Origin of the sequence: Micromonospora coerulea (genome assembly GCF_016598485.1) — a bacterium.
GTDB classification, from domain to species: Bacteria; Actinomycetota; Actinomycetes; order Mycobacteriales; family Micromonosporaceae; genus Micromonospora; species Micromonospora coerulea.
Genome location: NZ_JAEMUW010000006.1, coordinates 1 through 25,739, shown reverse-complemented (window position 1 = coordinate 25,739; position 25,739 = coordinate 1). Strand labels below are relative to the sequence as shown.

Below are 25,739 nucleotides of genomic sequence, written 5' to 3'. Positions count from 1 at the left end.
GGGGGATCTCCCATGGCACTCGTCTGCACCGAAATCACCGAATGGGTCGAGGAGGAGATCTCCAAGCCCGTCGAGGAGTGGGAGGAACGGCAGGAGAAGAAGTGCAAGGACTACCCGTGGTACGACCCGCGGGGCTGGGTCTGCTGGTTCGTCACGTACTTCGTGAAGGTCGTCCGCTGGGTGATCGTCAAGGTCGGCAAGTGGGTGGTCCGTACGGTGTGCAAGCTCGTCGGGGTGGTCGTCGAGGCGGTGGTCGACATTGCGGCCGGGCTCTGGGACGTGGTCGTCGGCATCGTCACGCTCGACTGGCGGCGGATCCTCGACGGGCTGCTGCGGGCGGTGATCGGCCTGGTGCTGGGGATCATCCGGCTGGCCCGCATCGTGTTCCTCGGCGACACGATCGACTACATCATCGAGGAGATCAACCGGGAGCGCCTGCGCCGGTACGTGCGCGGCCTGCTCGAGGCGAAGTACTCCGGTGACACGCTGACCGAGATCAAGGAGGCGATCCGCCTCGACCACGGCGCGTTCGGGCTGCGCCTGCACGGCACCGCGTACCGGACGACGCTGGACTCGGAGACCCCGTCGCTGCGCGAACCCACCGTGCCCAACCTGGTCGTGCTGCACGAGCAGGGCGCGATCAACCTGCGGGAACTCTGCGGCTTCGAGTTCCACGAGGGGTTCTGGAACCGCAAGCGGTACAAGACCCTGAAGAAGGGGACCGTCGTCGGTGGCGGCGGTGGCGGCGAGTTCGACAACCCCATCTCCGCCGACGAGCTGGACACCTACCTCAGCTCGCGGGGCGCGCAGGGGCCGGCGTTCATCGTGCTGCCGATGCGGGACGGCGCGCTGGACACCAAGGTCTCCACGGCCCGCGAGAAGGGCCGCGAACTCGCGCTGATGCTGGACTTCGACCAGGAGACCCGCCCGGTCACCGACCCCGACCACATCGTCCACAAGGGGTACGACCGACCGGACGCCCACCCCGCGCTGACCCGGTTCCTGAAGGACGTGATCGGCCGGCACGACAAGACCACCGACCCGGACGGGGCGACGGCCGACCTCTGCCACCCGGCGGCCGTCGGGGTCTTCCGCTACACCGACACCCTGCGCGGGTTGGCCAACAACCTGCACGAGAGCGCCTGCGGGCTGAGCGGCAAGAACACCTCCGGCGCCACCTTCATCGACAACACCCCGGATCAGATCTGGAAGTACGTGCCGATCCACGAGCTGGGGCACACCTTCGGCCTCTGCCACACCGACGGGGTGGACCGGATCATGTACTCGCCGAAGACCAACACCTGGTGGCGGAAGTGGTACCTGATCCCCCGCACGATCCTGAGCGTCTACCTCGACGGCGAGCCGACGTTCACCTTCGACGAGGCGAAGGCGGCGTGGGACTACATCGTGGCGCACTTCGCGCCCCAGTGCCTGGGCGCCCGACCGGTCGTCATCGGGGTGAGCCCGGCGGCGGTCCGCGGCGGCACCGGGGGGCGGCAGGGGTAGCCGGCAGGCAACGGCGACGGCAGCACGAGCTGCCGTCGCCTCAGCTTTCGACCCACCCGACCCGCCACCGAACGGTCGGTGGCGGAACGAGGCGACCCGGACGCACCCGCAGGTCGGCCGGGTCGGCCGGCTCACCCCGGCGGTCAGCACGTGCGGGTCAGCCAGCGGCCCCGATCTCGCCTACCATTCCGCCAATGATCGATGAACGTTTCGAGCTGTCACCGGCGACAAACGAACGGACGCTGCTGGACACCTTTCTCGACTACCAGCGCCGGGCGCTGGTGCGCAAGTGCGCCGGGGTGACCGATGAGCAGCTTCGCCGGCGGCCGGTGCCGTCGTCCGATCTCTCGCTGATCGGCCTGGTCCGACACCTGGCCGCGGTCGAGCGGTGGTACTTCCAGGCGGTGATCGACGGAAACTTCCCGGGCAGCCTGTTCACCCGCACCGACGACCGGGACGAGGAATTCAACGACATCGAGCAGGCCACCGGCGCGGGCACCTTCGCGATCTGGCGGGCCGAGGTCGAGGCGTCCCGGCGGATCGCCGCCGACCGCCCGCTGGAGGCGGTCGGCCGGTCGCCCGCCACCGGCCAGGAGCACTCGCTGCGCTGGGTGCTCAACCACATGATCGACGAGTACGCCCGCCACCTCGGCCACGCCGACATCATCCGCGAGGCGATCGACGGCCAGACCGGCGAATGACCGGTCAGCCGAGCCGGTCGTAGAAGCGGATCTTCTCGCGGAGGTGGTCGTACTGGCGCTGGAGCAGTTGCATCTGCTCCTCGACCCGCGCCGCGTGGCGCTCCAGCAGGGCCCGCCGCTCCCCCGCGGTGTGCTCGCCCGCCCGGGCCAGCTCGGCGTAGCGGCACATCTCGGCGATCGGCATGCCGGTGTCGCGCAGGCAGCGGAACAGCACCAGCCAGCTCAGGTCCTCGTCGGTGAAGACCCGCCGGCCGCCGGAGGTACGGCCAATGTCGCTGAGCAGGCCGATCTTCTCGTAGTAGCGGAGGGTGTCGAGGCTGAAGCCGCTGCGCCGCGCGGCCTCCGAGGGCGCGTACATCCTCCGGATGCTAGTGCTTGACCTGGAGCGCGCTCCAGGTTGAAAGCTGGGCGGCATGACGATGACACGGACACTGGGCCGCAGCGGCATCGAGGTCAGCGCGGTCGGCATGGGGTGCTGGGCGATCGGCGGGCCGCTCTGGGGCGACGACGGGCAGCCGTTCGGCTGGGGCGAGGTCGACGACGACGAGTCGGTCCGCACCATCCACCGCGCTCTCGACCTGGGCGTCACCCTCTTCGATACGGCCAGCAACTACGGCGCCGGGCACAGCGAGCGGGTCCTCGGCCGGGCCCTCGCCGGCCGCCGCGACCGCGCGGTGATCGCGACCAAGTTCGGCAACCGCGCCGACGAGGCCACCCGGCGGTGGACCGGCCAGGACCACCGCCCGAACTACGCCGTGACCAGCCTGGAGGAATCGCTGCGCCGGCTCGGCACGGACCACGTCGACCTTTACCAGCTGCACATCAACGAGCTGCCGGCGTCCGCCGCGCTCGACCTGGTCGACGCCCTTGAGGGCCTGGTCACCCAGGGCAAGATCCGGGCGTACGGCTGGAGCACCGACAACCCGGAGTCGGCCCGCGCGTTCGCCGAGGCCGGTCCGCACTGCGCCGCCATCCAGCACGACGAGTCGGTGCTCAAGGACAACCCGGAGATGTTCGCGGTCTGTGACGCGCTCGACCTGGCCAGCCTCAACCGTGGCCCGCTCGCGATGGGACTGCTCACCGGGGCGACGCGGAAGGTCGGGGCGGACGACGTCCGCGGCATGGCCCCGGAGTGGCTGGTCTGGTTCACCGACGGCCGTCCGACGCCGCAGTGGTCGGCCCGGGTCGCCGAGATCCGGGACGCGCTCACCGCCGACGGACGTACCCTCGCCCAGGGCGCGCTGGGTTGGCTGCTGGCCCGCAGTCCCCGGACCGTGCCGATCCCTGGTTGCCGCACCGTGGCCCAGGCCGACGAGAACTTCGCCACCCTCGGGCTCGGCCCGCTCCCGGCGGACGCGTTCGCCGAGGTGGAGCGGCTGCTCGCCGATTTGCGACCGGTTCCCGCCGCCTAGCGGCGAAGATCCGGCGAACGCACCCAAAGAGGGCTCCGTGGCCGAAGATTATGGGCATGCGGATCCTCATGGCCGGCGCGTCCGGTTTCCTCGGCAAAGGACTGGTCGGCCGGCTGACGTCCGACGGGCACCAGGTCACCCGGCTGGTCCGCCGGCCGGCGCGCACCCCGGACGAGCGGCAGTGGAACCCGTCGGCCGCGCAGCTCGACCCGGCGGTGGTCGCCGAGGCCGACGCGGTGGTCAACCTGGCCGGCGCGGGGGTCGGCGACAAGCGTTGGAGCGACGACTACAAGAAGCTGATCCGGTCCAGCCGGGTGGACACCACCACCACGCTGGCCATCACCATCGCCGGGCTGCCCGCGGCGGACCGGCCGTCGGTGCTGCTCAACTCCTCGGCCATCGGCTGGTACGGCGACACGGGCGACCGGGTGGTCGAGGAGGACGCCCCGGCGGGCGAGGGCTTCCTGGCCGACGTCTCCCGGGTCTGGGAGGCGGCCACCCGGCCGGCCGAGGACGCCGGCGTACGGGTGGTGCGGCTGCGCACCGGGCTGCCGTTGCATCGCAGCGGCGGGATGCTCCAGCCGCAACTGCTCCCGGTCAAGCTGGGCCTGGCCGGCAAGCTGGGCAGCGGCCGGCAGTGGTGGTCCTGGATCTCGCTGCGCGACTGGCTGGACGCGTCGGCGTTCCTGCTGGCCCGGGACGACATCGCCGGCCCGGTCAACGGGGTCGGCCCGGACCCGGCCACCAACGCGGAGTTCACCCGGGAGCTGGCCCGACAGCTGCACCGCCCGGCGATCCTGCCGGTCCCCGCGCTGGCCCTGAAGGTGGCCCTCGGCGGCTTCGCCCAGGACATCCTCGCCAGCACCCGCGTCCGGCCCGCCGTCCTCACCAAGGCCGGCTTCGAGTACCGCCACCCCGACCTCCGCTCCGCCCTGCACGCCGCGCTGACGGAGTGAGCGCAGCGGTCCCCCGACGAGGCAGGGAACCGCTGCGGCAGCCGGGATCAGCAGCCGATGACCCAGTAGCTGGGGCCGGTCTGCTTGAGCGTGCTGGTGTTGAAGGTGTTGTAGAGGCCCATCTTCTGGTTGCTGCCGAGGGCGTAGGCGTAGCCGCCGGACTGGTAGGCGCGGCCGGCGGTCACGTGCGCGTAGTTGCTGGCGGTGACGCAGACCGGGGCGGCCGTCGGGGTGGGGCTGGCGGTCGCCGTGGGGGTGGGCGTGACGCCGCCGTTCAGGCCGAAGAAGAGCGCGTCCCGGTACGTCGAGCAGATGGTGTCCAGGAAGTACGAGGTGGCGGTGCCGCACTGGTCGGCCGCCGAGCCCGGGTCGACCGGAGTGCCGTGGCCCATCCCGGAGACCCGGTAGAGGCGGACCGCGTCACTGCCGTACACCTCCAGGCTGGTGCCGGCGGGCAGCGACGCCGTGCTGGTCGGGGTCTGTGACACGCCCAGCACGTTGGTCCACTGGTCGCGGGACTCGGTGGCGTTCATCGGCACCACGGTGGTGTCCGAGGTGCCGTGCCAGATGGACACCCGCGGGCGCCGGCCGGTGTAGCCGGAGTACGCGTTGCGGACCAGGTCACCCCAGGCCGCCGGGGTCTTGTCCACGCCGCTGTACTGGCAGGTGCTGGTGGAGGCCGGCGGTGAGCAGCGGTACGGCAGGCCGGCGATGACCGAGCCGGCGGCGAAGACGTCCGGGTAGGTGGCGAGCATGACCGAGGTCATCGCCCCGCCGGCGGAGAGCCCGCTGACGTAGATCCGGTTGCCGTCGAGGCCGTAATTGGACTTCGCGTAGTCGACCATCTGCTTGATCGACAGCGCCTCGCCCTGGCCCCGGTTGATGTCCCCCTCGGTGAACCAGTTGAAGCAGCTCAGCGACTGGTTGGCCGACGACTGCTGGGGCACGATCAGGGCGAACTTCCACTGGTCGGCGTACTTCTGCCAGCCCGAGTTGGCGAAGTACCCGGAGGCGTTCTGAGTGCAGCCGTGCAGCAGCACCACGGCCGGCGCGCTCGCCGGCAGGCCGTCCGGGCGGTAGGCGTACATGCTCAGGTTGCCGGGGTTGGAGCCGAAGCCGGTCACCTGGGTGAGGGTGGCGGCCTGGGCGGGCATCGCGACGGTGAACACGGCGGCCGCGGCGAGCGCGAGCCCGGCGGCCGCCCCGGCGATCCGGGTGAGCAGTGATGAGGAGCGGCGCATGGCGGCCTCCAGGTTGCGGAATGTGAACTGGGTCACCCCCGAGTTGCCGAGACGTTACGTCCGTGTTTCAGCCCGGCGACATGGCCGGCGCTCATATATTTATGAAGGCCAACGTGTGCCACCGGTGGCGCGGCGGGTTCCGGCCGGCCGGGAACGCGCGGCCCCGGTCAAGCTTTCGTGTCTGACCGGCGTGTCCGGGTCCGGTTGGTAACGTCCCTTCGTGCCGACCTCCCCGTCCCTGGCCACCGATCCGTCGCCCGGGCCCGCGCGCGTCACCCGGGACCACCGGGCCGACCTGCTCGTGGCGCTGGCCGCGCTGGCCCTGGCGTTCTGGGTGACCAGCGGGATGTGGCGCGACCCGAGCACCCGGATGATCACCGTCAACTCCAGCGACCAGGCCCTCTTCGAGTGGCTGCTGGCCTTCGGCGGGCACTCGCTCACCCACGGGGAGAACCCGCTCTTCACCCATCTGATCAACGTCCCGGACGGGGTGAACCTCGCGGTCAACACCTCCATCACCGTGTACGCGTGGGTCTTCGCGCCGCTGACCTACCTGGTCGGGCCGCCCGCGACGTTCCTGGTGATCCTCACCCTCAACCTGGCCGCCACCGCGCTGGCCTGGTACTGGCTGCTCAGCCGGCACCTGGTGGGCAGCCGGCTGGCCGCCGCGGTCGGTGCGCTCTTCATCGGCTACTGCCCGGCCATGGTGTCGCACGCCAACGCGCACCTGAACTGGACCGCCGGCTGGCTGGTGCCGCTGCTGATCTGGGGCGCCTTCGCGCTGCGCCGCCCCGGCAACGCGGTCCGGGGCGGGGTGCTGCTCGGCGTGCTGGTGGCGGCCGCCTTCTCGATCGCCGCCGAGGGGCTCTTCTTCACCGCCCTGGCGCTCGCCTCGTTCCTCGCCCTCTGGGCGGTGCAGCCGTCCCGCGGGGCCGAGGTGCGCGCCGCGCTGCCGCACTTCCTGCGCGGGCTCGGGGTCACCGCGCTGGTCGCCGGGGTGCTGCTGGCGTACCCGCTCTGGCTGCACTTCGCCGGGCCGCAGCGCTTCCACGGCACCGGCTTCGACCCGCTGGTGCACTCCGAGGACATCGCCGCGTACGGGTCGTACCCGCGCCGGTCGCTGGCCGGGTGGGCCGGGCTGGGCACCTCGCTGGCGCCCAACCCGACCGAGGAGAACTCCTTCTTCGGCATCCCGCTGCTGCTGCTCGCCGTCGCCTGCTTCGGGCTGCTCTGGCGGCGCGCCGACCGGGCGTTCCGGGCCACCCTCTGGGCGCTGGCCGGCAGCGCGGTCGCCTTCGCGGTGCTCTCCTGGGGCCCGCAGGCCAAGTGGAACGGCCGGCGCACCGACCAGCTGCTGCCGTTCGGGGTGCTGGACAACCTGCCGGTGGTCAACGCGGCGCTGCCCTCCCGGCTGGCCCTGGTCGTGGCGCCGGTGATCGGGCTGCTGCTGGCGTACACCGTCGACCGGCTGCGCGCCGAACCACCCCGGCACCGCTCCACCGAGCTGGCCTGGGCGCTCGGCTTCGCCGCCGCCCTGCTGCCGCTGCTGCCCACCCCGCTGCTGACCAGCGTCCGCGAGCCGATCCCGGCGTTCATCACCACCGGCACCTGGCAGCAGCACGTCTCCCCCGGCGGGGTGCTGACCCCGCTGCCGCTGACCATCGACGTCACGCCGGACGGCCAGCGCTGGCAGGCGTACGCGCTGGCCCACCGGCAGGGTGAGTTCCGCATCCCGGCCGGCTTCTTCCTCGGTCCGGGCGGTCCGGACGGCCGGGGCCAAATCGGCCCGGCGCCGCGCACCTTCAGTGCGCTGATGGACCAGGCCGGCCGGACCGGCCTCGTCCCGATCATCACCGACGGCAGCATCCGGGAGTCTCTCGCCGACCTGCACTACTGGCACGTCGAGGCGGTGGTCCTCGCCGACCGGGTGCACGGCGCCAAGTACGACATCGACGAGGAGGCCCTCCGCCGCACCGCCACCGCCCTGCTGGGCCCCCCACGACGCGTGGACGACGTCTGGCTCTGGAAGGTCCCCCCACCCTGACCCTCCGCGATCCTGCACCTGGCGCCCGGCATACGGCGCGAAAGCCGCGGGTGATTGGCGACGAGGCTCACGGGCGGAGCGGGGGGTCGGCGGGGCTAGGGTGGACGGGTGAGCGTGACGACTTCGTTGACCGCGGTGCGGGCCGGGCTGATCGACTACCGGGACGCGTGGGACGAGCAGCGGCGGCTGCACGAGGCCGTGGTGGCCGGCGAGCAGGGCGACACCGTGCTGCTGCTGGAGCACCCCAGCGTCTACACCGCCGGCAAGCGCACCGAGCCGTGGGACCGCCCGATGGACGGCACCCCGGTGGTCGACGTCGACCGCGGCGGCAAGATCACCTGGCACGGGCCGGGGCAGCTCGTCGGCTACCCGATCGTCAAGCTGCCCGACCCGGTGGACGTGGTGGCGTACGTGCGCCGCACCGAGCAGCTGCTGATCGACGTCTGCGCCGAGTTCGGGCTGACCGCCGGCCGGGTCGAGGGGCGCAGCGGCGTCTGGGTGCCGGAGGACGACCACGGCCCGGCCCGCAAGGTCGCCGCCATCGGCATCCGGGTGGCCCGGGGCGTCACCCAGCACGGCTTCGCGATCAACTGCGACTGCGACCTGTCGTACTACGACCGGATCGTCCCCTGCGGCATCCGGGACGCGGGCACCACATCGCTCACCGCTGAGCTGGGCCATCCGGTCACCGTCGCCGACGTGCTCCCGGTCGTCGAGCGCCACCTGCCCACCCTGGTCACGCTCGAAGGCTGACCGGGTGCGCATCGATCTCGTCACCCTCGTCGTCGCCGACTACGACCCGGCCATCGACTTCTTCACCGAGGTGCTCGGCTTCGAGCTGGTGGAGGACAAGCCTTCGCTCACCAACGACGGGCGGCCGAAGCGCTGGGTGGTGGTCCGCCCGCCGGGTGGCGGGACCGGGCTGCTGCTGGCCCGCGCCGACGGCGAGCGGCAGGAGGCGACGGTCGGCGACCAGACCGCCGGACGGGTCGGCTTCTTCCTCCGCGTCGACGACTTCGAGGCCACCTACCGTCGGATGCGGGCGGCGAACGTCGAGTTCGTGACGCCCCCGCGCACCGAGCCGTACGGGCGGGTCGCGGTCTTCCGCGACCTCGCCGGCAATCCCTGGGACCTGCTCGGCCCCGCCTGACCGCGCGCCGGCAGGTGTCGACTCGGTCTCAACCCGATTGACCCACCGTCCCGGGAAAGGTTGGCTGCTGTCGAGACGAGGCGCCGACGGAAGGACCCCGATGACCGACGTGATGTCGATCCAGCAGCAGATCGCCGACGAACTTCAGGTGGCGGCGACCTTCGACGCCGCAGGGGAGATCGAGCGCCGAGTCGTCTTCCTCGCCGACCGCCTGGTCGACACGGGGCTGAAGGCGCTGGTCCTCGGCATCAGCGGCGGGGTGGACTCCACCACCGCGGGCCGGCTCTGTCAGCTCGCGGTGGAACGGGCCCGCGACGCCGGCCACCCGGCGATCTTCGTCGCGATGCGGCTGCCGTACGGGGTGCAGGCCGACGAGCACCACGCCCGGGCCGCACTGGAGTTCATCCGGGCCGACCGAGTGCTGACGGTCGACGTCAAGCCGGCCAGCGACGCCGCGTTGGACGCGCTGGTGGCGGGCGGGCTGACCTTCCGGGACGCCGCCCAGCAGGACTTCGTGCACGGCAACATCAAGGCCCGCCAGCGCATGATCGCCCAGTACGCGGTGGCCGGGGCGATGGACGGGCTGGTCGTCGGCACCGACCACGCGGCCGAAGCGGTCACCGGCTTCTTCACCAAGCACGGGGACGGGGCGGCCGACGTCGTACCGCTGACCGGGCTGACCAAGCGGCGGGTGCGCGCGATCGCCGCAGCGCTCGGCGCCCCCGCCGAACTGGTCGGCAAGGCGCCGACCGCGGACCTGGAGAGCCTCGACCCGGGCAAGCTCGACGAGGACGCGCTCGGCCTGGCGTACGAGCACATCGACGACTACCTGGAGGGCCGGCCGGTCCCGGCGGAGGTCGAGCAGGCGCTGGTGGCCCGCTACCGGGCGACCGACCACAAGCGGTGCCTGCCGGTCGCGCCGTAGCAGACCGGTGGGCTCGCGTCGGCCCGGCCGTCGCCGGGCCGACGCGTACCGCTACGGGGTGAGCCGGTGCAGGTCGCGCGGGAAGGCGGTCACCTCGCGGATGTTCGCCGCACCGGTGAGCCGGCCGACGAAGCGTTCCAGGCCGATGGCGAAGCCGCCGTGCGGCGGCATGCCGTGCCGGAAGGCGTCCAGGTAGCCGGCGTACGGCTCGACCGGCTCGCCGCGCGCGGCGAGGGCGGCCAGGTAGTCGTCGTACCGGTGCAGCCGCTGCCCGCCGGTGACCAGCTCCAAGCCGCGGAAGAGCAGGTCGAACCCGTTGGAGTACGCCGGCCGCGCCGGGTCCGGGTGGGTGTAGAACGGCCGCTTCGCCATCGGGTACCCGGTGACGAAGAGGAAGTCCGAGCCGTGCTCGGCCATGGCCCACTCCCCCAGCGCCCGCTCGTGGGCCGGGGCGAGGTCCGGCTCGTCGGCCGGCGCCCCGGCGATCTTCAGCGCCTCGGTGAAGTGCACGGCGGGGATCTCGGCCGGCACCCGCGGCACCGCGATCCCGAGGGTGGCCAGCGCACCCCCCGCCCGCTCGGTGACCGCGCTGAGCATCCCGGCCAGGGTGTCCCGCAGCACCGCCATCACGTCCCGGTGGTCGGCGACGAAACCCAGCTCGACGTCGAGCGAGGTGTACTGGGCCAGGTGCCGCACGGTGTCGTGCGGCTCGGCCCGGAACACCGGCCCGACCTCGTAGACCCGCTCGAAGACGCCGACCATCAGCTGCTTGTAGAACTGTGGCGACTGGGCCAGGTACGCGGGCCGGCCGAACCAGTCCAGCGCGAAGACGTTCGCCCCGCTCTCGGTGGACGAGGCGACCACCTTCGGGGTGTGGATCTCCACGTAGTCGCGGCCGTCCAGGGCGGCCCGGAAGCCGGCCACCGCCGCCGCCGAGATCCGCAGCGCCGCCGATCGGGTCGGGTGGCGCAACGCGGTCGGGGCGTTGTCGAGCTGGGTGGGCAGGGTGGCGGTGAGCGCCGGCCGGTACAGGTCGAACGGCGGCGGCACGGCGGGTGGGCCGAGCGGTCGTACCGTCGGGTCGGTCAGCTCGACCCCGGCGGGCGCGGTGGCGGTCGCGACCACCATGGCGGTGACCTCGACGACCGTCTCCTCGGTGAGCTGTTCCAGCGCGGCGCGGGCAGCCGGGTCGGTGACCACCACCTGGGCCAGGCCGGCGGCGTCCCGCACGATCAGGAAGGCCACCGACTTGAGCAGCCGGCGGCGGTGCACCCAGCCGGCGACCCGAACGGTCGCACCGACATGGGCGGTGAGCTGGGAGGACAGGATGCGTTCCACGGTGGGCTGCTCCTCGGTCGATCGCAACGCCTTCGCCGCCCTCGGGCGGCGGAGCATCGCCTCGGCCCCGGGAGGTGTGGGCGAGCGGGAAACCTCGCGGTGCCACCACACCTTCGCTCCCGCCTGGGCGGGAGCCTCGTTCGTCGCCTGATCACCGGGGCCAGCCGGGCGGGCTCTACTGGGCGCCCGGAGGCGCCGTTCTTCCCGCAGCTCGGGAGGGTCTTCGCGCCCCGGCGCCAGACCGCCTCTCAGCAACCGGCGGCTCTCTGCGCTGGCGGGTCGGCACGCTACTCGGCTCCGTCACAGCTTTGCCGGGACGCTAGCACGCGTCCGGGCGTCTGTGACGGCGGATTTTCGACGCCCGGTGTCCGGTGTCACAACATCTGCGGCGTGACGCCGGTCGCCCGACGTACATCGACGTGCACCGCCGGGCGTAGGCTCGGTTTTGTGACGATCGAGCACTCCGCGCCAACGACTGAGCAGGCTGCGCGCACCGCGACGGTCGCCCCCGAGGGGCGGCGCATGCTGCGGATCGAGGCGCGTAATGCCGAGACGCCGATCGAGCGCAAGCCACCGTGGATCAAGGTCAAGGCCAAGATGGGCCCGGAGTACACCCAGCTGCGCGGGCTGGTCTCGCGCGAGGGGCTGCACACCGTCTGCCAGGAGGCCGGCTGCCCCAACATCTACGAGTGCTGGGAGGACCGGGAGGCCACCTTCCTCATCGGTGGTGACCAGTGCACCCGGCGCTGCGACTTCTGCCAGATCGACACCGGCAAGCCCGCCGAGTTCGACGCCGACGAGCCGCGCCGGGTCGCGGAGTCGGTGGCCGCGATGGGCCTGCGCTACGCGACCATCACCGGCGTGGCCCGCGACGACCTGCCCGACGGCGGGGCCTGGCTCTACGCCGAGACGGTCCGGCAGATCCACGCCCTCCAGTCCGGCTGCGGCGTCGAGCTGCTGATCCCCGACTTCAACGCGGTGCCCGAGCAGCTCGCCGAGGTGTTCGGCGCCCGGCCCGAGGTGCTCGCGCACAACGTCGAGACCGTGCCGCGGATCTTCAAGCGGATCCGGCCGGCGTTCCGCTACGACCGCTCGCTGGACGTGATCCGGCAGGCCCGCGCGGCCGGCCTGGTGACCAAGAGCAACCTGATCCTGGGCATGGGCGAGGAGCGGGCCGAGGTGTCGCAGGCCCTGCGCGATCTGCACGAGGCCGGCTGCGAGCTGATCACCATCACGCAGTACCTGCGCCCCTCCCCCCGGCACCACCCGGTGACCCGCTGGGTCAAGCCCGAGGAGTTCGTCGAGCTGCGCGAGGAGGCCGAGGAGATCGGCTTCGCCGGCGTGATGAGCGGGCCGCTGGTCCGCTCGTCGTACCGCGCCGGCCGGCTCTACAAGCAGGCCCTGGACGCCCGCGAAGGGGTCACCGCCGGCTGAGCCGGGTAAATCCGGCATTACCGTACATTTGCCTGGGTCCTGATGCCACGATCCGGGCATGTCCGCCGGGGTACGCCAGGAGTCGCGCGAAGCCGCGCGCCCAGGCGCGCCCCGGCGTCTCCGGCTGCCGGTGCTGCTCACCCTGCTCGTGGTCCGCGCCGGGGTCGGCTACCGGCTCGTTCTGCTGCTGGCCGACGCGCCGCCGACCAACAGCGACGAGGCGACGATGGGGCTCGCCGCCCTGCACATCGCCCGCGGGCAGGACTTCCCGGTCTGGTTCCACGGGCAGGCGTACATGGGCACGCTGGAGGCGTACCTGGCCGCGCCGCTGCTCGCGCTGACCGGGCCGTCGGTGCTCGCACTGCGGCTGCCCACCCTCGTGCTCTACGCGCTCTTCCTGCTCCTGACCTGGCGGCTGACCCGGCGGCTCGGCGGGGACCGCTGGTTCGCCCTGCTGGTCGTCGGCTTCCTCGCGTTCGGCTCCGACCGGATCGTGAAGAACCAGTTGATCGCCGGCGGCGGCTACCCCGAGCTGAATCCTGCAGGCGTCGCGCTGGCCCTGCTCACCCTGGACCTCTGCGCCGGCCGGGCGGGTGCCCGGCTGCCCCGCTGGGCGGCGTGGGGACTGATCTCCGGGCTCATGCTCTGGGTCGATCCGCTGCTGCTGCCGTACATCGGCGGCACCGGCGTGGTGCTCGTGGCGTGGCGGCGGCGGGAGCTGGCCGGCCGGGCCGGCATCGTGACGGTGGCGGCGACCCTGCTCGGCGCGGCGCCGATGCTGCTCGACAGCCTCCGGCACGGGCGTGACCCCTTCACCGCCGTCCTCACCGCCAGCGGCGGGGACGCGGCGGCCGGCTGGGGCGAGCGGCTGCACGGCGGGCTGGTGCTGGGCCTGCCGCTCGGCATGGGCTTCTGCTCGCCGGGCCACTGCGCCACCTGGCAGCTCTGGTGGGCGCTCGCCTTCCCCGTCCTGCTGCTGCTCGCCGCGCTCTCCGCCTGGCGCACCCTCCGCGCGCCGGCACCGGCCTCCGCCGCACCGGAGCGGTCGGTCGGGGCGGCGGTCCGGTTGGCGCTGCTCGTCGGGGCGGCGGCGGTGCTCGGGGCGTACGTGCTGAGCAGCGCCGCCGGGCGGACCCCGGTGGAGAGCGCCCGCTACCTGTCCTGCCTGGCCGTCGCCACCCCGGCCCTGCTCTGGCCGCTGCGGGCGGCGACGCGCGCCGGCCGGGGCCCCGCCCGGGTCGCCGCCGTCACGGTGCTGGCCGCCATCCTCGGCACGGCGACCGTCGCCACGGCCGCCGCCGTCCGCACCGTGCCGGCCATCCACGCCGAGGCCGACCGGCACCGCGCGCTCGTCGACACCCTCGACGAGCTGGGCGTGCGGCACGTCCGGGCCGGCTACTGGACCTGCAACCGGCTCACCTTCGCCAGCGCGGAGGACGTGGTCTGCGCGGTGGTCGACGACGACCTGCGCCCCGGCTTCGACCGGTACCCCGCGTACCGGCGGGCGGTGGATGCCGACCCCGGCGCCGGCTGGGTCGCCCCGGCCGGGTCGCCACTGGCCGCCCGACTCGACCAACGAGTCGGCCCGGACACCGGCGACCTGGCGGCGGTCCCGGTCGAAGGCTGGCGGATCTACCTCCCCCGTTAGCGGGTGCGCGGTGGCGGGATGGTGGCGGTGGGGTGGTCGAGGAGGCCGAGGCGGTGAGCCAGCGCGGCGGCCTCCACCCGGTTGGTGACGTCCAGCTTGGCGATGATCCGGGAGACGTGCACGCTGGCCGTCTTCGGCGAGATGAAGAGCCGCTCGGCGATCCGGCTGTTGCTGTGCCCCTCGGCCACCAGCCGCAACACCTCCTGCTCCCGGCTGGTCAGCAGGTCGGCGCCGGGACGCCCGCCGCCGCGCAACCCGACCCGGCGGGCCAGGGTGGCGGCCTGCTCGGCCAGCGGCGTCGCGCCGAGCCGGCCGGCGAGCTCGCTGGCCTCCCGTACCGCGCCGGCCACCTCGTCCCGCACCCCGGCCGAGGCGGCCGCCTCGGCCAGCCCGAGCAGCGCCCGGCCCAGCGGGTACGGCTGCCCGGTCACCCGCCACGCCTCCACCGCCGCCCGCCAGGCCGGCAGGGCCGCGTCGCCGGTCGCCAGGACCGCGGTGACCTGGGCGGCGTGCGCCCGCTCAGCCGGGTAGCGGGCGGGTAGCGCGGCGGCCAGGGTGGACACCTCGGCGGCGAGGTCGGCGTCCCCGGCCAGCGCGGCGGCGCGGCCCGCGGCGGTGAGCACCGGCCACCCCTCGCGCGGCAGGTCGGGCAGGCGCTCGTCGGCCAGCGCGGTCCGCGCCGCGCGGACCGCCTCCAGCTTGTCGTCGGCGGCCAGCGCGGCCGCCATCCGAAGCTCGTGCAGCGGCAGCCGGTGGTTGGGCCAGAGGTACGGCCGGGCGAGGAAGGCCAGCGCGCGACCCACCAGCTCGTCGGCGGCCGGATGCGCCCGGGCCAGCCGCAGCCCGGCGCGAAGCTGGAGCCAGTGCAGGCCGGAGACGCCCGGTGGGTCGATCCGGGCCGCCTCGGCGCAGACCGCGTCGGCCTCGTCCCAGCGGCCCAGCGCGATCAGCGCCTCGGCCCGGTTGGACAGCAGGTACGCGCCGGCGGAGCGGCTGATCCCGACCCGGCGCGCCTCGCTCACCCCGGCCAGGGCCGCCTGCTCCGACTCGGCGTAGTGACCCAGCTCGAAAAGCACGTCGGAGAGGTGGACCAGGGCGCTGACCAGCGCGGGCGCGTTGCCGCTGGCACGGGCCGTGGCCTCCGCCCGGCGCAGCTCGGCCAGCCCCAGGTCGGGGGCCTTGTCGGTACGGCAGAGCAGGGCGATCCGGGTGGGCAGCAGCGCGACGTCCACGCCGATCGCCTCGGCGGCCGCCATCGCCTCGGCAGCCACCGAGGCGGCCTGCTCCGGATCGACCTTCACCAGGTGGGCGGCGATGTCGGCGAGCACCCGGACCCGCTGCGCGCCGTCCGGCACCCCGCTGGCCAGCCGGTACGCCTCCCGCAGCTCCACCGCGCCGTCACTCTTGCCGAGCAGCGCCAGCAGCCGGCCCCGCTGGTCGAGCAGGCAGGCGGCGCGCAGCGGCTCGGCGGCGGTGTCCACCTCCGCCAGCGCGGCCCGGGTGAGGGTGGCCGCCCGGGTGTAGTCGCCGGCGGTGCTGGCCGCCGCCAGGGTCTCCTCCAGCACCCGCAGGTGGTCCATGCCGAGCCGGTCGGCGGCGTCGGGCACCAGCTCCCACAGCTCCAGCACCCGCTCCAGCAGCCGGCTCTGCTCCGCGTACGCGCACCGGTCGGCGGCGGCGTTGGCGGCGGCGCGGGCGGTAACCAGGGCGCGGGGGTGGTCGTGCGCGGCGTACCAGTGGTGGGCGATCTCGGCCGGGGCGCGGCCGGCGGCCACCAGGTGCGGCTGCGCCTCGATGGCGGCCGCGTACCGGGCGTGCAGCCGGGCGTGCTCGCCGGGGAGCAGCTCGTCGTGGACGGCCTCGCGGACCAGCGCGTGGCGGAACTCGTAGTCGCCCTCGGGGTCGGCCACCACGAGCTGGGCGGCCACCGCGGCGCGCAGCGCGTCCTCCAGCTCGGCCTCGGGCAGGCCGGCCACCTCGGCGAGGAGCTGGTGGGCGAAGCGGGTGCCGCCGGCGGCGGCGATCCGCAGCACCCGCTGGGCCGGCTCGGGCAGCCGGTCGACCCGGGCCAGCAGCAGGTCGCGCAGGGTCTCCGGCAGCGCGGCGCAGCCCACCGGGTCGCCCGCGGCGGCCAGCTCCTCGATGAAGAAGGGATTGCCCTGGGTGCGGTCGTGCACGTCGTCGACGGCCCGCGGGGCGGGCTCGACGCCGAGCAGGTCGGCCAGGATCGCGCCGGTGCCGTCCCGGTCGAGCCGGCCCAGCTCGACGCGTTCGACGCCGCGGGCCCGGTCCAGCTCGGCGAGGAAGGGGCGCAACGGGTGGCCGCGGTGCAGCTCGTCGGTGCGGTAGGTGCAGACCAGCAGCAGCCGCGCGGTGCGGGCCGCCCGGACCAGGAAGCCGATCAGGTCCCGGGTGGACCGGTCGGCCCAGTGCAGGTCCTCGATCACCAGCACCAGCGGCTGGCCGGCCGCCAACCGCTGGAACAGCTCGGCCACCAGGTCGAAGAGGTAGCCGCGCGGGGTGTCCGACCCGGGCAGGCCGATCGGCGCGGCGGCCGCGGCCGGCACCCGGGCCAGCTCCGGCAGCAGCCGGGCGAACTCCGCCTCGTATCCGGCGAAGGCGTCCGGGCCGTCGCGGCGCAGCACCTCCCGCAGCGCCGCGGCGAACGGCGCGAAGGGCAGGCCGGCCTCGCCCAGCTCCAGGCACTGGCCGATCAGGATGCGCGCCCCGCTGGCGGTGGCGAGGCCGCCGAACTCCTCCAGCAACCGGGTCTTGCCGACGCCGGCCTCACCGCCGACGAGGACGGTGGTGGGCTCGCCGGTACGGGCCCGGCCGAGCGCGTCACGCAGCGCCGCCACCTCGTGCTGGCGGCCGACGAGGACGGTGCTGGCGGCGCGTGCGGTCACGACGTCGAGCATGCCACGACGGCGGCCGGCCGGGTCCCCGCCGACCGGCCGGTAACCGGGCGCCGGGCCGGCCGCCCCCGTGACGGCCGGCCCGGTGCCCGGGATCCGGGCGGCGCCGGCGCCGCCCACCCCGGCCGCCCCGCCGGGTCCGACGGCGGTCGGCCCGGTGGCCGGTGCGGCCGGCAGTGCGGTGGCGGTCACCGGCGGGCGTCGGTGGCGCGGGCGGCGTGGTGCCGGCGGCCGAGCCAGCCGCGCGGCTGGCGGCGGGGCAGCGCCCGGGCGAGCCGGTCGGCGGCCGCGTCGGCCTGGAGCTCGGAGGCGTGCGTACGGTGGATGGTGAGCAGGAAGTCTGCGTCGTTGCCGAACATCTCGATTCCCCTGTCGTGCGGTGTCGTGGTCCCTGTCGAGATTCACTTTCCGCGCGAAGGTGGCCCCGGGGCATGGGTCGGCAGCCCGATCTTCGCCCCCGCACCCTCCTTAGCGGGGGCCTCAGCGACGCCGGTGGCGACGTAAGGTACTCAGCCGCGTGCCGGAGGCCGGCCGCGGATCAACGGGGCGGGCGGCGACCACTAGACTCTGCGGCATGGCAAAGCCCCAGGAGAAGGTCTCGTTCGGCCAGCGGCTGAAGCAGATCGGGATGGTGTTCCAGTTCACCGCCAAGCAGGACCGGTGGTTCGCGCCGCTGACCGCGGCGGCCGTGCTGATCCCGCTCGCACTCACCGTGGTCGCGGTCATTCAATGGGGCTGGATCTGGCTGCCGATCGGCATCCTGCTCACCCTGCTCGCGGTGCTGATCGTGCTGAACCTGCGGTCCAACAAGGCGATGATGAACGCCGCCGAGGGCCAGCCGGGCGCGGCGGCGCAGATCATGGAGAGCATGCGCGGCGACTGGCGGGTGACGCCCGCGGTCAGCTCCACCACCCAGATGGACATGGTGCACCTGGTGATCGGCCGGCCCGGCGTGATCCTGCTGGCGGAGGGGAACCCGCAGCGGGTCCGCGGCCTGCTCGGGCAGGAGAAGCGCCGGCTGGCCAAGGTGATCGGATCCGCCCCGCTGCACGACTACGTGATCGGCCAGGACGAGGGCGAGCTGCCGATCCGCAAGCTGCGGACGACCCTGATGCGGCTGCCGCGCAGCCTCTCCCCGAAGGACGTCAACGCCCTCGACAAGCGGCTCAAGGCGCTCACCGCCCGCCCGCAGATGCCCAAGGGCGCCATCCCCAAGAACATGCGCCCCCCGCGCGCCTTCCGCCAGACACGGGGCCGCTGACCCCGTATCACGGAAAGAGCCGGACCCCCACGGGTCCGGCTCTTTTCCGTCCTACCGGCGGCCAGGTGTCAGGGCGGTGGTGATGACGGAGTCGGTGAGGCGGTCGTGGAAGCCGCGGCGGTGGGCGCCCATGATCAGGGCGGGGACGACCAGGGCGAGCAGGACGCCGCGGAGCAGGGCGCGGGGCACCCCGATCCGGCCGCCGTCGGACCACGACAGGCAGCGGATCCGGGTGATGTACATGCCGGGGGTCTGGGCGAAGAGGCCGAGGAAGACGGCGTACTCCAGGACCAGGACCAGCACCGGGGCCCAGCCGTCGCGGACCGGGTCGGCGAAGAAGTTGGAGACCAGCAGGCAGAGCACCCAGTCGATGACGAGGGCGCCGAAGCGGCGGCCGATGCTCGGGGGCGTGAAGGCCGGGTCCGCGGCGGGCGGCACCGGTACGGCGGCGGGAGCGGTCACGACCGTCAAGGGTAGTCAGGTCCGCCCCGGCGGTGTCGGTGGCGGTCACACCCACGCGATCGGCGCGGAGCGAGAAATCGGACCAAAGACATCAATTGGCGCTACACCCGTTACAGCCGGTATCGTCCGAACGGAAAACCAGGGGTGCTGAGCGGGCCAGATGACGCTGTGCGAGGGACGTAACACGGCAGAAACATAGGAGACACGGCCGGGCAACCCCGCGGTCATAGCGTCGTCAGGAGCCTAGCCACCCCGTGGACGTGCCAGGAGGACGTGTGTTCGCCAATCCCGAGGAACTCCTGCGATACCTCAAGAACGAGGACGTGAAGTTCGTCGACGTACGTTTCTGTGACCTGCCCGGCGTGATGCAGCACTTCAATCTGCCGGTCGAGTCCTTCGACGACAGCGTCTTCACCGACGGCCTCGCGTTCGACGGCTCGTCGATCCGCGGCTTCCAGGCGATCCACGAGTCGGACATGCTCCTGCTCCCGGACGTCGCGAGCGCCTTCATCGACCCGTTCCGCGCCCAGAAGACCCTCGCGCTGAACTTCTTCATCCACGACCCGTTCACCCGCGAGGCGTACTCCCGGGACCCGCGGAACGTGGCGAAGAAGGCCGAGGCGTACCTGGCGGCGAGCGGCATCGCCGACACCGCGTACTTCGGCGCCGAGGCGGAGTTCTACATCTTCGACTCGATCCGCCACGAGACCTCCGCGCACCAGTCGTTCTACTACATCGACTCGATCGAGGGCGCCTGGAACTCCGGCCGCGAGGAGGAGGGCGGCAACCGCGGTTACAAGACCGCGTACAAGGGCGGCTACTTCCCGGTGCCGCCGGTGGACCACTACGCCGACCTGCGCGACAGCATGGTCCGCCGCCTGATCGACGCCGGCTTCACGGTGGAGCGCTCACACCACGAGGTCGGCACCGCCGGCCAGTCGGAGATTAACTACAAGTTCTCCACCCTGCTCCACTCGGCGGACCAGCTCCAGCTCTTCAAGTACCTGATCAAGAACGAGGCGTGGGCCGCCGGCAAGACCGCCACCTTCATGCCGAAGCCGCTCTTCGGCGACAACGGCTCCGGCATGCACACCCACCAGAGCCTCTGGCTGAACGGCGAGCCGCTGTTCTACGACGAGACCGGGTACGCCGGCCTGTCGGACACCGCCCGCTGGTACATCGGCGGCCTGCTGCACCACGCGCCGTCGCTGCTGGCCTTCACCAACCCGACGGTCAACTCGTACCGCCGGCTGGTGCCGGGCTTCGAGGCGCCGGTCAACCTGGTCTACTCGCAGCGCAACCGCTCCGCCTGCACCCGCATCCCGGTCACGGGCAGCAACCCGAAGGCCAAGCGGGTCGAGTTCCGGGTGCCGGACCCGTCCAGCAACCCGTACCTCGCCTTCTCGGCGATGATGATGGCCGGCCTGGACGGCATCAAGAACAAGATCGAGCCGCCGGCGCCGATCGACAAGGACCTCTACGACCTGCCGCCGGAGGAGTGGGGCGACGTCAAGCAGGTCCCGGGCTCGCTGCCCGCCGTGCTGGACGCCCTCGAGGCCGACCACGACTACCTGCTCGACGGCGGCGTGTTCACCCCGGACCTGATCTCCACCTGGGTGGGCTGGAAGCGGGCCAACGAGGTCGACCCGGTGCGCCTGCGCCCGACCCCGCATGAGTTCGCCATGTACTTCGACTGCTGAGGCCGATCAAGGCGCTGACCTGGACCAACAGGATTGCCACTGATCTTGAGTACAGGTTGGGTACAACCTCACGGACGGCGGTCATGCCCGGCTCACAGCCGGCGTGGCCGCCGTTCCGTGTTGACCGAGCGCGCCGTCAATGAGCAGCCGGGTCCGGTCGAGCACGTCCGGCCACTCGTGGACGTAGGTGTTGAGCGTGACGGTGGGCGTGCTGTGCCCCAGCGAGAGCTGAACCGTCTTCACCGATGCGCCCGCGTGGATCAGCACCGTCGCGTAGTAGTGCCGCAGTCCGTGTATCCCCCACCGCGCCGGCAGGCCGACCGCTTCCCGAGCGGTCGCCGACGGGCGGCCGGGCCGGCAGTGGGCCCTGGATCTGCCCGACCGGGTGCTGCTGGTGGCCACCTACCGGCGTACCAACCTGACCATGCGCCAGATCGGTCCGCTGTTCGGGGTGTCGCACTCGGCCGCGCACCGCGTCATTGACACCCTCGGCCCGCTGCTGGCCCTCGCGCCGGTGCGCCGGCGGCCGGTCGACCAGATCGCCATCGTCGACGGGACCCTGATCCCGACCCGGGACCACCGCCTGGCCGCCCGGAGCAAGAACTACCGGTACTCGACCAACCTGCAGGTCGCCATCGACGCCAGCACCCGCCTGGTCATCGCCGTCGGCGACCCCCAGCCCGGCAACCGCAACGACACGATCGTCTACCGCAGCAGCGGCATCGAGGAGAAGCTGGACGGGCGGCCGGTGATGGCCGACGGCGGCTACCGCGGCAACCCCGAGGTGATCATCCCGTACCGCAAGCCCACCGACGGCACCGACCTGCCCGACTGGAAGCAAGCCCTCAACGTCGAACACCGCACCGTCCGAGCAGGGGTCGAACACGCCCTGGCCAGGATGAAGTGCTTCAAGATCCTGCGCGACTACCGCCGCGCCGCCCACACATTGACCGACGCCGCTTCCGGCATCGCCAACCTCCACAACATCATCCTCACCGGCTGAACGCCGGTCGGGCGCAGGGCAACGCTTCGACCCAGTTACGAGACGTCCCTTAGCTGTTGCCATCTACCGAGCATCCCGTGGGCCCGTGTGGGTGCACCTTCTACCTGAAAATCGGAAGGTCGGCGGTTCGACCCCGCCCCTGGCCACATAGCCTTTCGCCGGGCTACAGAGGTCCCCACCAGCGGAAACGCCGGTGGGGATCTTGCTGTTGGTATCCCGGCTGCATCGGTCGCCGTTGCCCTTAGTTGACCGCTCTTGGCTCGTGATCACCGCCACTTATCGCACGCAGATCGCACGCCGCCCCATTTCTGCCGCATTCTCGTCGCCCCTGCCGGCTTCGGGGAGTCGGCCTCGTTGTCGATCAAACGTAGACTTGCAGGCATGAAGCGGCCGCGTCTCCGGATGACGCAACTCGTGGGGCTCCTGCTCCTGCTTGCGTCGGGTGTCGGGTTGTGGCTGGGCTGGCCCGAACAGGTCACGTCGCCACTTCTCCTCGCCGGGGGACTGGTGGCTCATGGTCCGACTGCCATTGCCGCTTGGCGGGAAAGGGAGTCCAAGCCGCCGAAGTCTGCGGAAGAGGTCCTGAGGTGGTACCCGAAGTGGTGGGCCTGACCGCTTCCCGCCTCTGCTGCCATCCCGTTACCGCTGGCTGAGCAGGGGTCTATCGAGGTGGGGCGGGCGGGACTCGAACCCGCGACCGAGGGATTATGAGATCAAAATGGGCGACCCAGCACGCTGTACGGATGGGCTTCTAGCAGCGGAAACACCTCTCGACATCTCTCACCACTCCCCCGCTGTCCGTGGACCTCTTGCGGACCAGATGCGGACCGCTCGCGTGGCAGGCACGGACGCCCGCGGCTTCCTCATCGGCTCGACGGCATCGGCTCGCCGGACAGGACCCCGTAGACGACAACAATCAAGAACATGACGCCGGCCGCAGCGAAGATCACGCCAATCACCCGTTCCAGCAGAACGAAACGCGCTAGACGCTTGTCGTACTGGGCATCCGGAAGCCAGCGCCACGGCGGAACTCGCCGTAGCACGCTCGCGGTGGCCATCGACCGGCGCATGTGCCACTCGGTCACGCCTCGGAAGTTGGTGGCCAGGGCGACACCGATGAGGCCCATGGTCAGACTCATCATGACAGCGGCAACGAAGCGCCATGTCTCCATCTGACCTCCTTGACGCGGGTCCCCGATCATATGTGGCCCTGCCTTGCAAAGATCAAGACTGCTGTCGGCCGGCGTCGGTCACTGCGGCTGGCCTGCTCACCTCGTCGCCTTGCGTCGGTCCGAGCCCAGGGCCGTCGAGCGGCTTTGGTTGTACGGATGGCTGTACCGGTTGCAGGGCCAGCAGCGTCTGTTAGCCGCGGTAGTCCTCGAACTCCCATAGACCAATCCGGCCGACCATCTCAGCGAGCTCGGTCCGGCTGGTCGCTTCGACGTTCCCGATCAGCTTGCGCAATGCTGCCTCGACGGGCGCCGGCGAGAACTCTGCCATGAACAGCCAGTGACGCCCCACCAGGAAGGGCTGCCCGACCAGTAGGTCGGCCAAGGCGGCAGGGGTGCATGCAGTCGCCTGGTACTGCTCCTCACCTGGTTCGCCTACGACGCCGACGTACACCTCGACCAGTTGCAAGGTGTTCCGAGGATCAAAGGGTTGGTCGGATTCCATGTCGGGGAACCGGACGTGTCGCACTTCCGCACGCATGGAGGCAAGTTACCGCCTGGCGCCACCGACGGCGAATTATGAGATCAAATTGCCCTTTCCGCTGACCTTGGCGAATGTGGCTCTAGCAGCGGAAACAGCTTTCAGCATCTCTCACCGCTCCCCCGCCATCCATCGACCTCTTGCGGACTGGATGCGGACCGCTCACCTGTCGCGGCCGTCCGAAGCGTCAGCTCTCAGCCCGCCGTGTCGCGCCCAACCAGATCCTGCGAGGCCTGCACGCATCCGCCGCTATGACCGGCGGCGAATCCACGCACGAATCAGCTCTGCAGCCAGCCAGTGCCCGGTCGTCTCCGCGAAGTCGAGCGGCGTCGCGCCCGAGCCGTCCCGCCGCAGCGGGTCTGCCCCACGCGCCAGCAGAAACGCGGTCATCGAGACGTGCAGCGGCTCGCCCGTCTGGTTGGCTCCGTCTCTCTCGATGTCGATCGCGTGCAGCAAGAGCGTGAAGCCCTGCTCGTCCGGATTTTCGATGTCAGCCCCGGCATCGAGAAGCTCCCGCAGCTTCGGCAGGTCCTCGTGTTCAACGGCTAGGTGCGCGGGCGTCACTGGGCGGACTCTACGTGACCCAGCCGGCGTACCGACAAGATCGCCAGTTTGGAAGAGCGTGCTCAACCGGTCGTGATGCCCGAAACGCCTGCGGTCAACGGCGGAGCTAGGGCGTGTCTCCTGGATCATGAACGGCGGTCGGGCTTCGCGCGGAGCCAGATGAAGATGTCGGCGATCTGCACCGTGGCGCGGTAGCGGCTGGCGAGTTTGTCGTAGCGGATGGCCACGGCCCGGAACTGCTTGCGCCGGTTCATGAGTCGTTCGATGGTGTTGCGCTGCCGGTACCCCTCGGGGCGGAATGCCGGTGGACGACCGCCGCGAGAGCCCCGACGCCGGCGGTTGGCCTTCTGATCGTCCTTCTCCGGAATGTCGTGCGGGATGCGCCGGGCGCGGAGCGTCGTCCGGTTCGCTCGTGAGCTGTAGGCCTTGTCCGCGGCGAGGCTGTCCAGGCGCTTGCGGGGCCGTCCCACGCCGCCGGGACGCCGGACCGACACCGCGTCGAGCAGCCGGACAAGCTCGCGGGTGTCGGAGTCCTGGCCCGGGGTCAGATGGGAGGCCAGGTTCCGGCCCCGCCCTTCCCCGATCGTGTGGATCTTTGTGGTCCACCCGCCTCGGGACTTGCCGAGAGCTTCCCGTCGCGCTGCGTCACGGCTGCTCAGCCCCCCTTTCGGGCACCCGCGGCGTGCTGATGCGCCCGCACGACCGTGGAATCGGCGTGACCACGCCAGTCCAGATCGCCCGCCGCGTCCGCAGCCGTATGCAACGCCGCCTCGATCCGCGCCCACGTCCCATCGGCCTCCCACCGGGCGAACCGCTTGTACAACGTCTTCCACGGCCCGTACCGGTCAGGTAAGTCCCGCCACGGCACACCCGTGCGTACACGGAACAGGATCCCGTTGATCACCTGCCGATGATCACGCCACCGCCCACCCCGCTGCGGCACCATCGAAGGCAAAAGCGGCACAATCTTCGCGTACTCGGCATCAGTGAGTTCGAACCGTCCACTCACGACACGACTTCATAGCCCAACCCGGCAACAAGATCCAGGAGACACGCCCTAGTTGCCCCTGGTGCCCATTCGTGACCGCTGCCGGCCGCCGCTACTGGCCCATGGATGGCCCGTGACGCCCTGGTGTTCGCGCTCGGCACGTCGACAGCGTGTCTGCGGGTCTGCCAGGATCGGCGGATGTTGGTGAGGGAACGGCCGGGTGAGTGATCTTGGATAGCTCGCAGCGACTGGCACGGGTTCAGCATCTCTTGGCAGGCCTGCCGGGGCCGTACGGCAATGAGCACCTGTGGACGTTGGTGGACGTCCTTGACGGCGTTGATGTATTCGACAGGGCGTTCGCGTTCCTGCTGGAATGCGCAGTGGTCGACTCAGTGAGCGGGTCGGGTTGTCCGCCCCAAGCACCACAGGATGCCGCGCAACTGCGCTACCGGCTGTCGGAGTTGGACCAGGATGCCGCCTTGGCCGTGCTGGTGGAGACCGCATCCCGAACGCTTGCGTATGGGATGAAGGGACGCTACTCGGAGAGCAAGGCGCAGGAGGTGTTCGGCCGACTGGTGGATCTGCTGGGGCCCGAGACGCGCTGGTGGTCAAACATCGACCCCGCCGGCGGTTGGGTCACCCGGCACACGTTTGATGCGCTCGTGGCCGGCACCGGTGGCGGGATTGTCGTCGCGGTCCTGGCCGTAGACGAGGATTGACCCTCCATCCTGGGCTTTGTGGCGGCCTGAGCGGATCTCCTCGTCGGGCAGTCGTCAGACCT

25 protein-coding genes and 1 pseudogene are annotated in these 25,739 nt (G+C 71.8%); 15 read left to right on the top strand and 11 right to left on the bottom strand.

Features of this window, described 5'->3' with window-relative positions; all coding sequences use genetic code 11:
- The first annotated feature begins 12 nt into the window (after positions 1 to 12).
- Both I8N68_RS10045 and I8N68_RS10040 read left to right on the top strand, forming a co-directional pair.
- Positions 13 to 1,506: a zinc metalloprotease gene (locus I8N68_RS10045; RefSeq protein WP_200209625.1), complete on the top strand. Its 1,494-nt coding sequence runs from the start codon at positions 13 to 15 to the stop codon at positions 1,504 to 1,506.
- A 194-nt stretch (positions 1,507 to 1,700) separates the two neighbouring features.
- The gene (locus I8N68_RS10040) at positions 1,701 to 2,207 is read left to right on the top strand and encodes a DinB family protein (protein ID WP_200209624.1); all 507 of its coding nucleotides are present in this window, start codon (positions 1,701 to 1,703) and stop codon (positions 2,205 to 2,207) included.
- A 4-nt stretch (positions 2,208 to 2,211) separates the two neighbouring features.
- Here the strand turns inward: I8N68_RS10040 and I8N68_RS10035 are convergent, their stop codons facing one another.
- Positions 2,212 to 2,565 (bottom strand): MerR family transcriptional regulator, encoded by a 354-nt coding sequence (locus I8N68_RS10035; RefSeq protein ID WP_200209620.1) that lies wholly within the window; start codon positions 2,563 to 2,565, stop codon positions 2,212 to 2,214.
- 55 nt (positions 2,566 to 2,620) lie between these two features.
- Here I8N68_RS10035 and I8N68_RS10030 point away from each other — a divergent pair, with 55 nt between their 5' ends.
- Positions 2,621 to 3,619 (top strand): aldo/keto reductase, encoded by a 999-nt coding sequence (locus I8N68_RS10030; protein ID WP_200209616.1) that lies wholly within the window; start codon positions 2,621 to 2,623, stop codon positions 3,617 to 3,619.
- Positions 3,620 to 3,675: 56 nt separating this feature from the next.
- Positions 3,676 to 4,575: a TIGR01777 family oxidoreductase gene (locus I8N68_RS10025; protein WP_200209615.1), complete on the top strand. Its 900-nt coding sequence runs from the start codon at positions 3,676 to 3,678 to the stop codon at positions 4,573 to 4,575.
- Positions 4,576 to 4,622: 47 nt separating this feature from the next.
- On the opposite strand, the gene I8N68_RS10020 is transcribed toward I8N68_RS10025, so the two are convergent.
- Complete coding sequence (locus I8N68_RS10020) at positions 4,623 to 5,816, bottom strand: extracellular catalytic domain type 1 short-chain-length polyhydroxyalkanoate depolymerase (protein ID WP_200209844.1); 1,194 nt, start codon at positions 5,814 to 5,816, stop codon at positions 4,623 to 4,625.
- Between the two features lie 220 nt (positions 5,817 to 6,036).
- Here I8N68_RS10020 and I8N68_RS10015 point away from each other — a divergent pair, with 220 nt between their 5' ends.
- From I8N68_RS10015 to nadE, 4 genes are all read left to right on the top strand, one after another.
- Positions 6,037 to 7,860: a DUF6311 domain-containing protein gene (locus tag I8N68_RS10015; RefSeq protein ID WP_200209614.1), complete on the top strand. Its 1,824-nt coding sequence runs from the start codon at positions 6,037 to 6,039 to the stop codon at positions 7,858 to 7,860.
- Positions 7,861 to 7,968: 108 nt separating this feature from the next.
- Positions 7,969 to 8,613 (top strand): lipoyl(octanoyl) transferase LipB, encoded by a 645-nt coding sequence (gene lipB, locus I8N68_RS10010; RefSeq protein WP_200209613.1) that lies wholly within the window; start codon positions 7,969 to 7,971, stop codon positions 8,611 to 8,613.
- 4 nt (positions 8,614 to 8,617) lie between these two features.
- Positions 8,618 to 9,010, top strand: coding sequence for a VOC family protein (locus I8N68_RS10005; RefSeq protein WP_200209612.1), 393 nt, complete (start codon positions 8,618 to 8,620; stop codon positions 9,008 to 9,010).
- Between the two features lie 100 nt (positions 9,011 to 9,110).
- Positions 9,111 to 9,935, top strand: a complete 825-nt coding sequence (nadE, locus tag I8N68_RS10000) for an NAD(+) synthase (RefSeq protein WP_307812737.1) — start codon at positions 9,111 to 9,113, stop codon at positions 9,933 to 9,935.
- 51 nt (positions 9,936 to 9,986) lie between these two features.
- On the opposite strand, the gene aspS is transcribed toward nadE, so the two are convergent.
- Complete coding sequence (gene aspS / locus I8N68_RS09995) at positions 9,987 to 11,273, bottom strand: aspartate--tRNA(Asn) ligase (protein ID WP_200209611.1); 1,287 nt, start codon at positions 11,271 to 11,273, stop codon at positions 9,987 to 9,989.
- On the opposite strand from aspS, the gene I8N68_RS09990 reads away from it, so the two are divergent.
- The 3 genes from I8N68_RS09990 (at position 11,263) to I8N68_RS09980 (ending at position 14,355) form a co-directional block, all read left to right on the top strand.
- Positions 11,263 to 11,424: a hypothetical protein gene (locus I8N68_RS09990; protein ID WP_200209610.1), complete on the top strand. Its 162-nt coding sequence runs from the start codon at positions 11,263 to 11,265 to the stop codon at positions 11,422 to 11,424. The two genes, aspS and I8N68_RS09990, sit on opposite strands and share 11 nt — an antisense overlap.
- Positions 11,425 to 11,663: 239 nt before the next feature.
- Positions 11,664 to 12,707: a lipoyl synthase gene (lipA, locus tag I8N68_RS09985; RefSeq protein ID WP_200209609.1), complete on the top strand. Its 1,044-nt coding sequence runs from the start codon at positions 11,664 to 11,666 to the stop codon at positions 12,705 to 12,707.
- Positions 12,708 to 12,765: 58 nt separating this feature from the next.
- Positions 12,766 to 14,355, top strand: a complete 1,590-nt coding sequence (locus I8N68_RS09980; protein WP_200209608.1) for a DUF423 domain-containing protein — start codon at positions 12,766 to 12,768, stop codon at positions 14,353 to 14,355.
- On the opposite strand, the gene I8N68_RS09975 is transcribed toward I8N68_RS09980, so the two are convergent.
- Positions 14,352 to 17,462, bottom strand: a complete 3,111-nt coding sequence (locus I8N68_RS09975; protein ID WP_307812735.1) for a helix-turn-helix transcriptional regulator — start codon at positions 17,460 to 17,462, stop codon at positions 14,352 to 14,354. The two genes, I8N68_RS09980 and I8N68_RS09975, sit on opposite strands and share 4 nt — an antisense overlap.
- Positions 17,459 to 17,629, bottom strand: coding sequence for a hypothetical protein (locus tag I8N68_RS09970; RefSeq protein WP_200209607.1), 171 nt, complete (start codon positions 17,627 to 17,629; stop codon positions 17,459 to 17,461). Before I8N68_RS09970 ends, I8N68_RS09975 begins: the two co-directional genes overlap by 4 nt.
- A gap of 215 nt (positions 17,630 to 17,844) precedes the next feature.
- On the opposite strand from I8N68_RS09970, the gene I8N68_RS09965 reads away from it, so the two are divergent.
- Positions 17,845 to 18,531, top strand: a complete 687-nt coding sequence (locus I8N68_RS09965; RefSeq protein ID WP_200209606.1) for a DUF4191 domain-containing protein — start codon at positions 17,845 to 17,847, stop codon at positions 18,529 to 18,531.
- Between the two features lie 51 nt (positions 18,532 to 18,582).
- On the opposite strand, the gene I8N68_RS09960 is transcribed toward I8N68_RS09965, so the two are convergent.
- On the bottom strand, positions 18,583 to 18,993 hold the full coding sequence (locus I8N68_RS09960) for an RDD family protein (protein WP_200209605.1): 411 nt from the start codon (positions 18,991 to 18,993) through the stop codon (positions 18,583 to 18,585).
- A 275-nt stretch (positions 18,994 to 19,268) separates the two neighbouring features.
- On the opposite strand from I8N68_RS09960, the gene glnA reads away from it, so the two are divergent.
- Positions 19,269 to 20,693, top strand: a complete 1,425-nt coding sequence (glnA, locus tag I8N68_RS09955; protein ID WP_200209604.1) for a type I glutamate--ammonia ligase — start codon at positions 19,269 to 19,271, stop codon at positions 20,691 to 20,693.
- 81 nt (positions 20,694 to 20,774) lie between these two features.
- On the opposite strand, the gene I8N68_RS33875 is transcribed toward glnA, so the two are convergent.
- The gene (locus tag I8N68_RS33875; protein ID WP_307812733.1) at positions 20,775 to 21,095 is read right to left on the bottom strand and encodes a tyrosine-type recombinase/integrase; all 321 of its coding nucleotides are present in this window, start codon (positions 21,093 to 21,095) and stop codon (positions 20,775 to 20,777) included.
- Between I8N68_RS33875 and I8N68_RS09945 the strand changes: the two are divergent.
- Positions 21,028 to 21,696: pseudogene (locus tag I8N68_RS09945) on the top strand (transposase family protein); the annotation flags it as partial. The gene I8N68_RS33875 and the pseudogene I8N68_RS09945 overlap by 68 nt on opposite strands.
- 863 nt (positions 21,697 to 22,559) lie before the next feature.
- Here the strand turns inward: I8N68_RS09945 and I8N68_RS09940 are convergent.
- From I8N68_RS09940 to I8N68_RS09925, 4 genes are all read right to left on the bottom strand, one after another.
- Positions 22,560 to 22,868: a hypothetical protein gene (locus tag I8N68_RS09940; RefSeq protein ID WP_200209603.1), complete on the bottom strand. Its 309-nt coding sequence runs from the start codon at positions 22,866 to 22,868 to the stop codon at positions 22,560 to 22,562.
- A gap of 190 nt (positions 22,869 to 23,058) precedes the next feature.
- Positions 23,059 to 23,406 carry an Imm8 family immunity protein gene (locus I8N68_RS09935; RefSeq protein ID WP_200209602.1) on the bottom strand — a complete coding sequence of 116 codons (348 nt, stop codon included), beginning with the start codon at positions 23,404 to 23,406 and terminating at the stop codon, positions 23,059 to 23,061.
- Positions 23,407 to 23,655: 249 nt separating this feature from the next.
- Complete coding sequence (locus tag I8N68_RS09930; RefSeq protein ID WP_200209601.1) at positions 23,656 to 23,970, bottom strand: ankyrin repeat domain-containing protein; 315 nt, start codon at positions 23,968 to 23,970, stop codon at positions 23,656 to 23,658.
- A 125-nt stretch (positions 23,971 to 24,095) separates the two neighbouring features.
- A protein-coding gene (locus I8N68_RS09925; RefSeq protein WP_372433699.1) for an IS5 family transposase occupies positions 24,096 to 24,916 on the bottom strand; the annotation gives its coding sequence in 2 pieces (ribosomal slippage) (positions 24,096 to 24,626 and positions 24,629 to 24,916; 819 coding nt in all).
- Positions 24,917 to 25,182: 266 nt separating this feature from the next.
- Between I8N68_RS09925 and I8N68_RS09920 the strand changes: the two genes are divergently transcribed.
- The gene (locus tag I8N68_RS09920; RefSeq protein ID WP_372433691.1) at positions 25,183 to 25,677 is read left to right on the top strand and encodes a hypothetical protein; all 495 of its coding nucleotides are present in this window, start codon (positions 25,183 to 25,185) and stop codon (positions 25,675 to 25,677) included.
- The last annotated feature ends 62 nt before the right edge of the window (positions 25,678 to 25,739 follow it).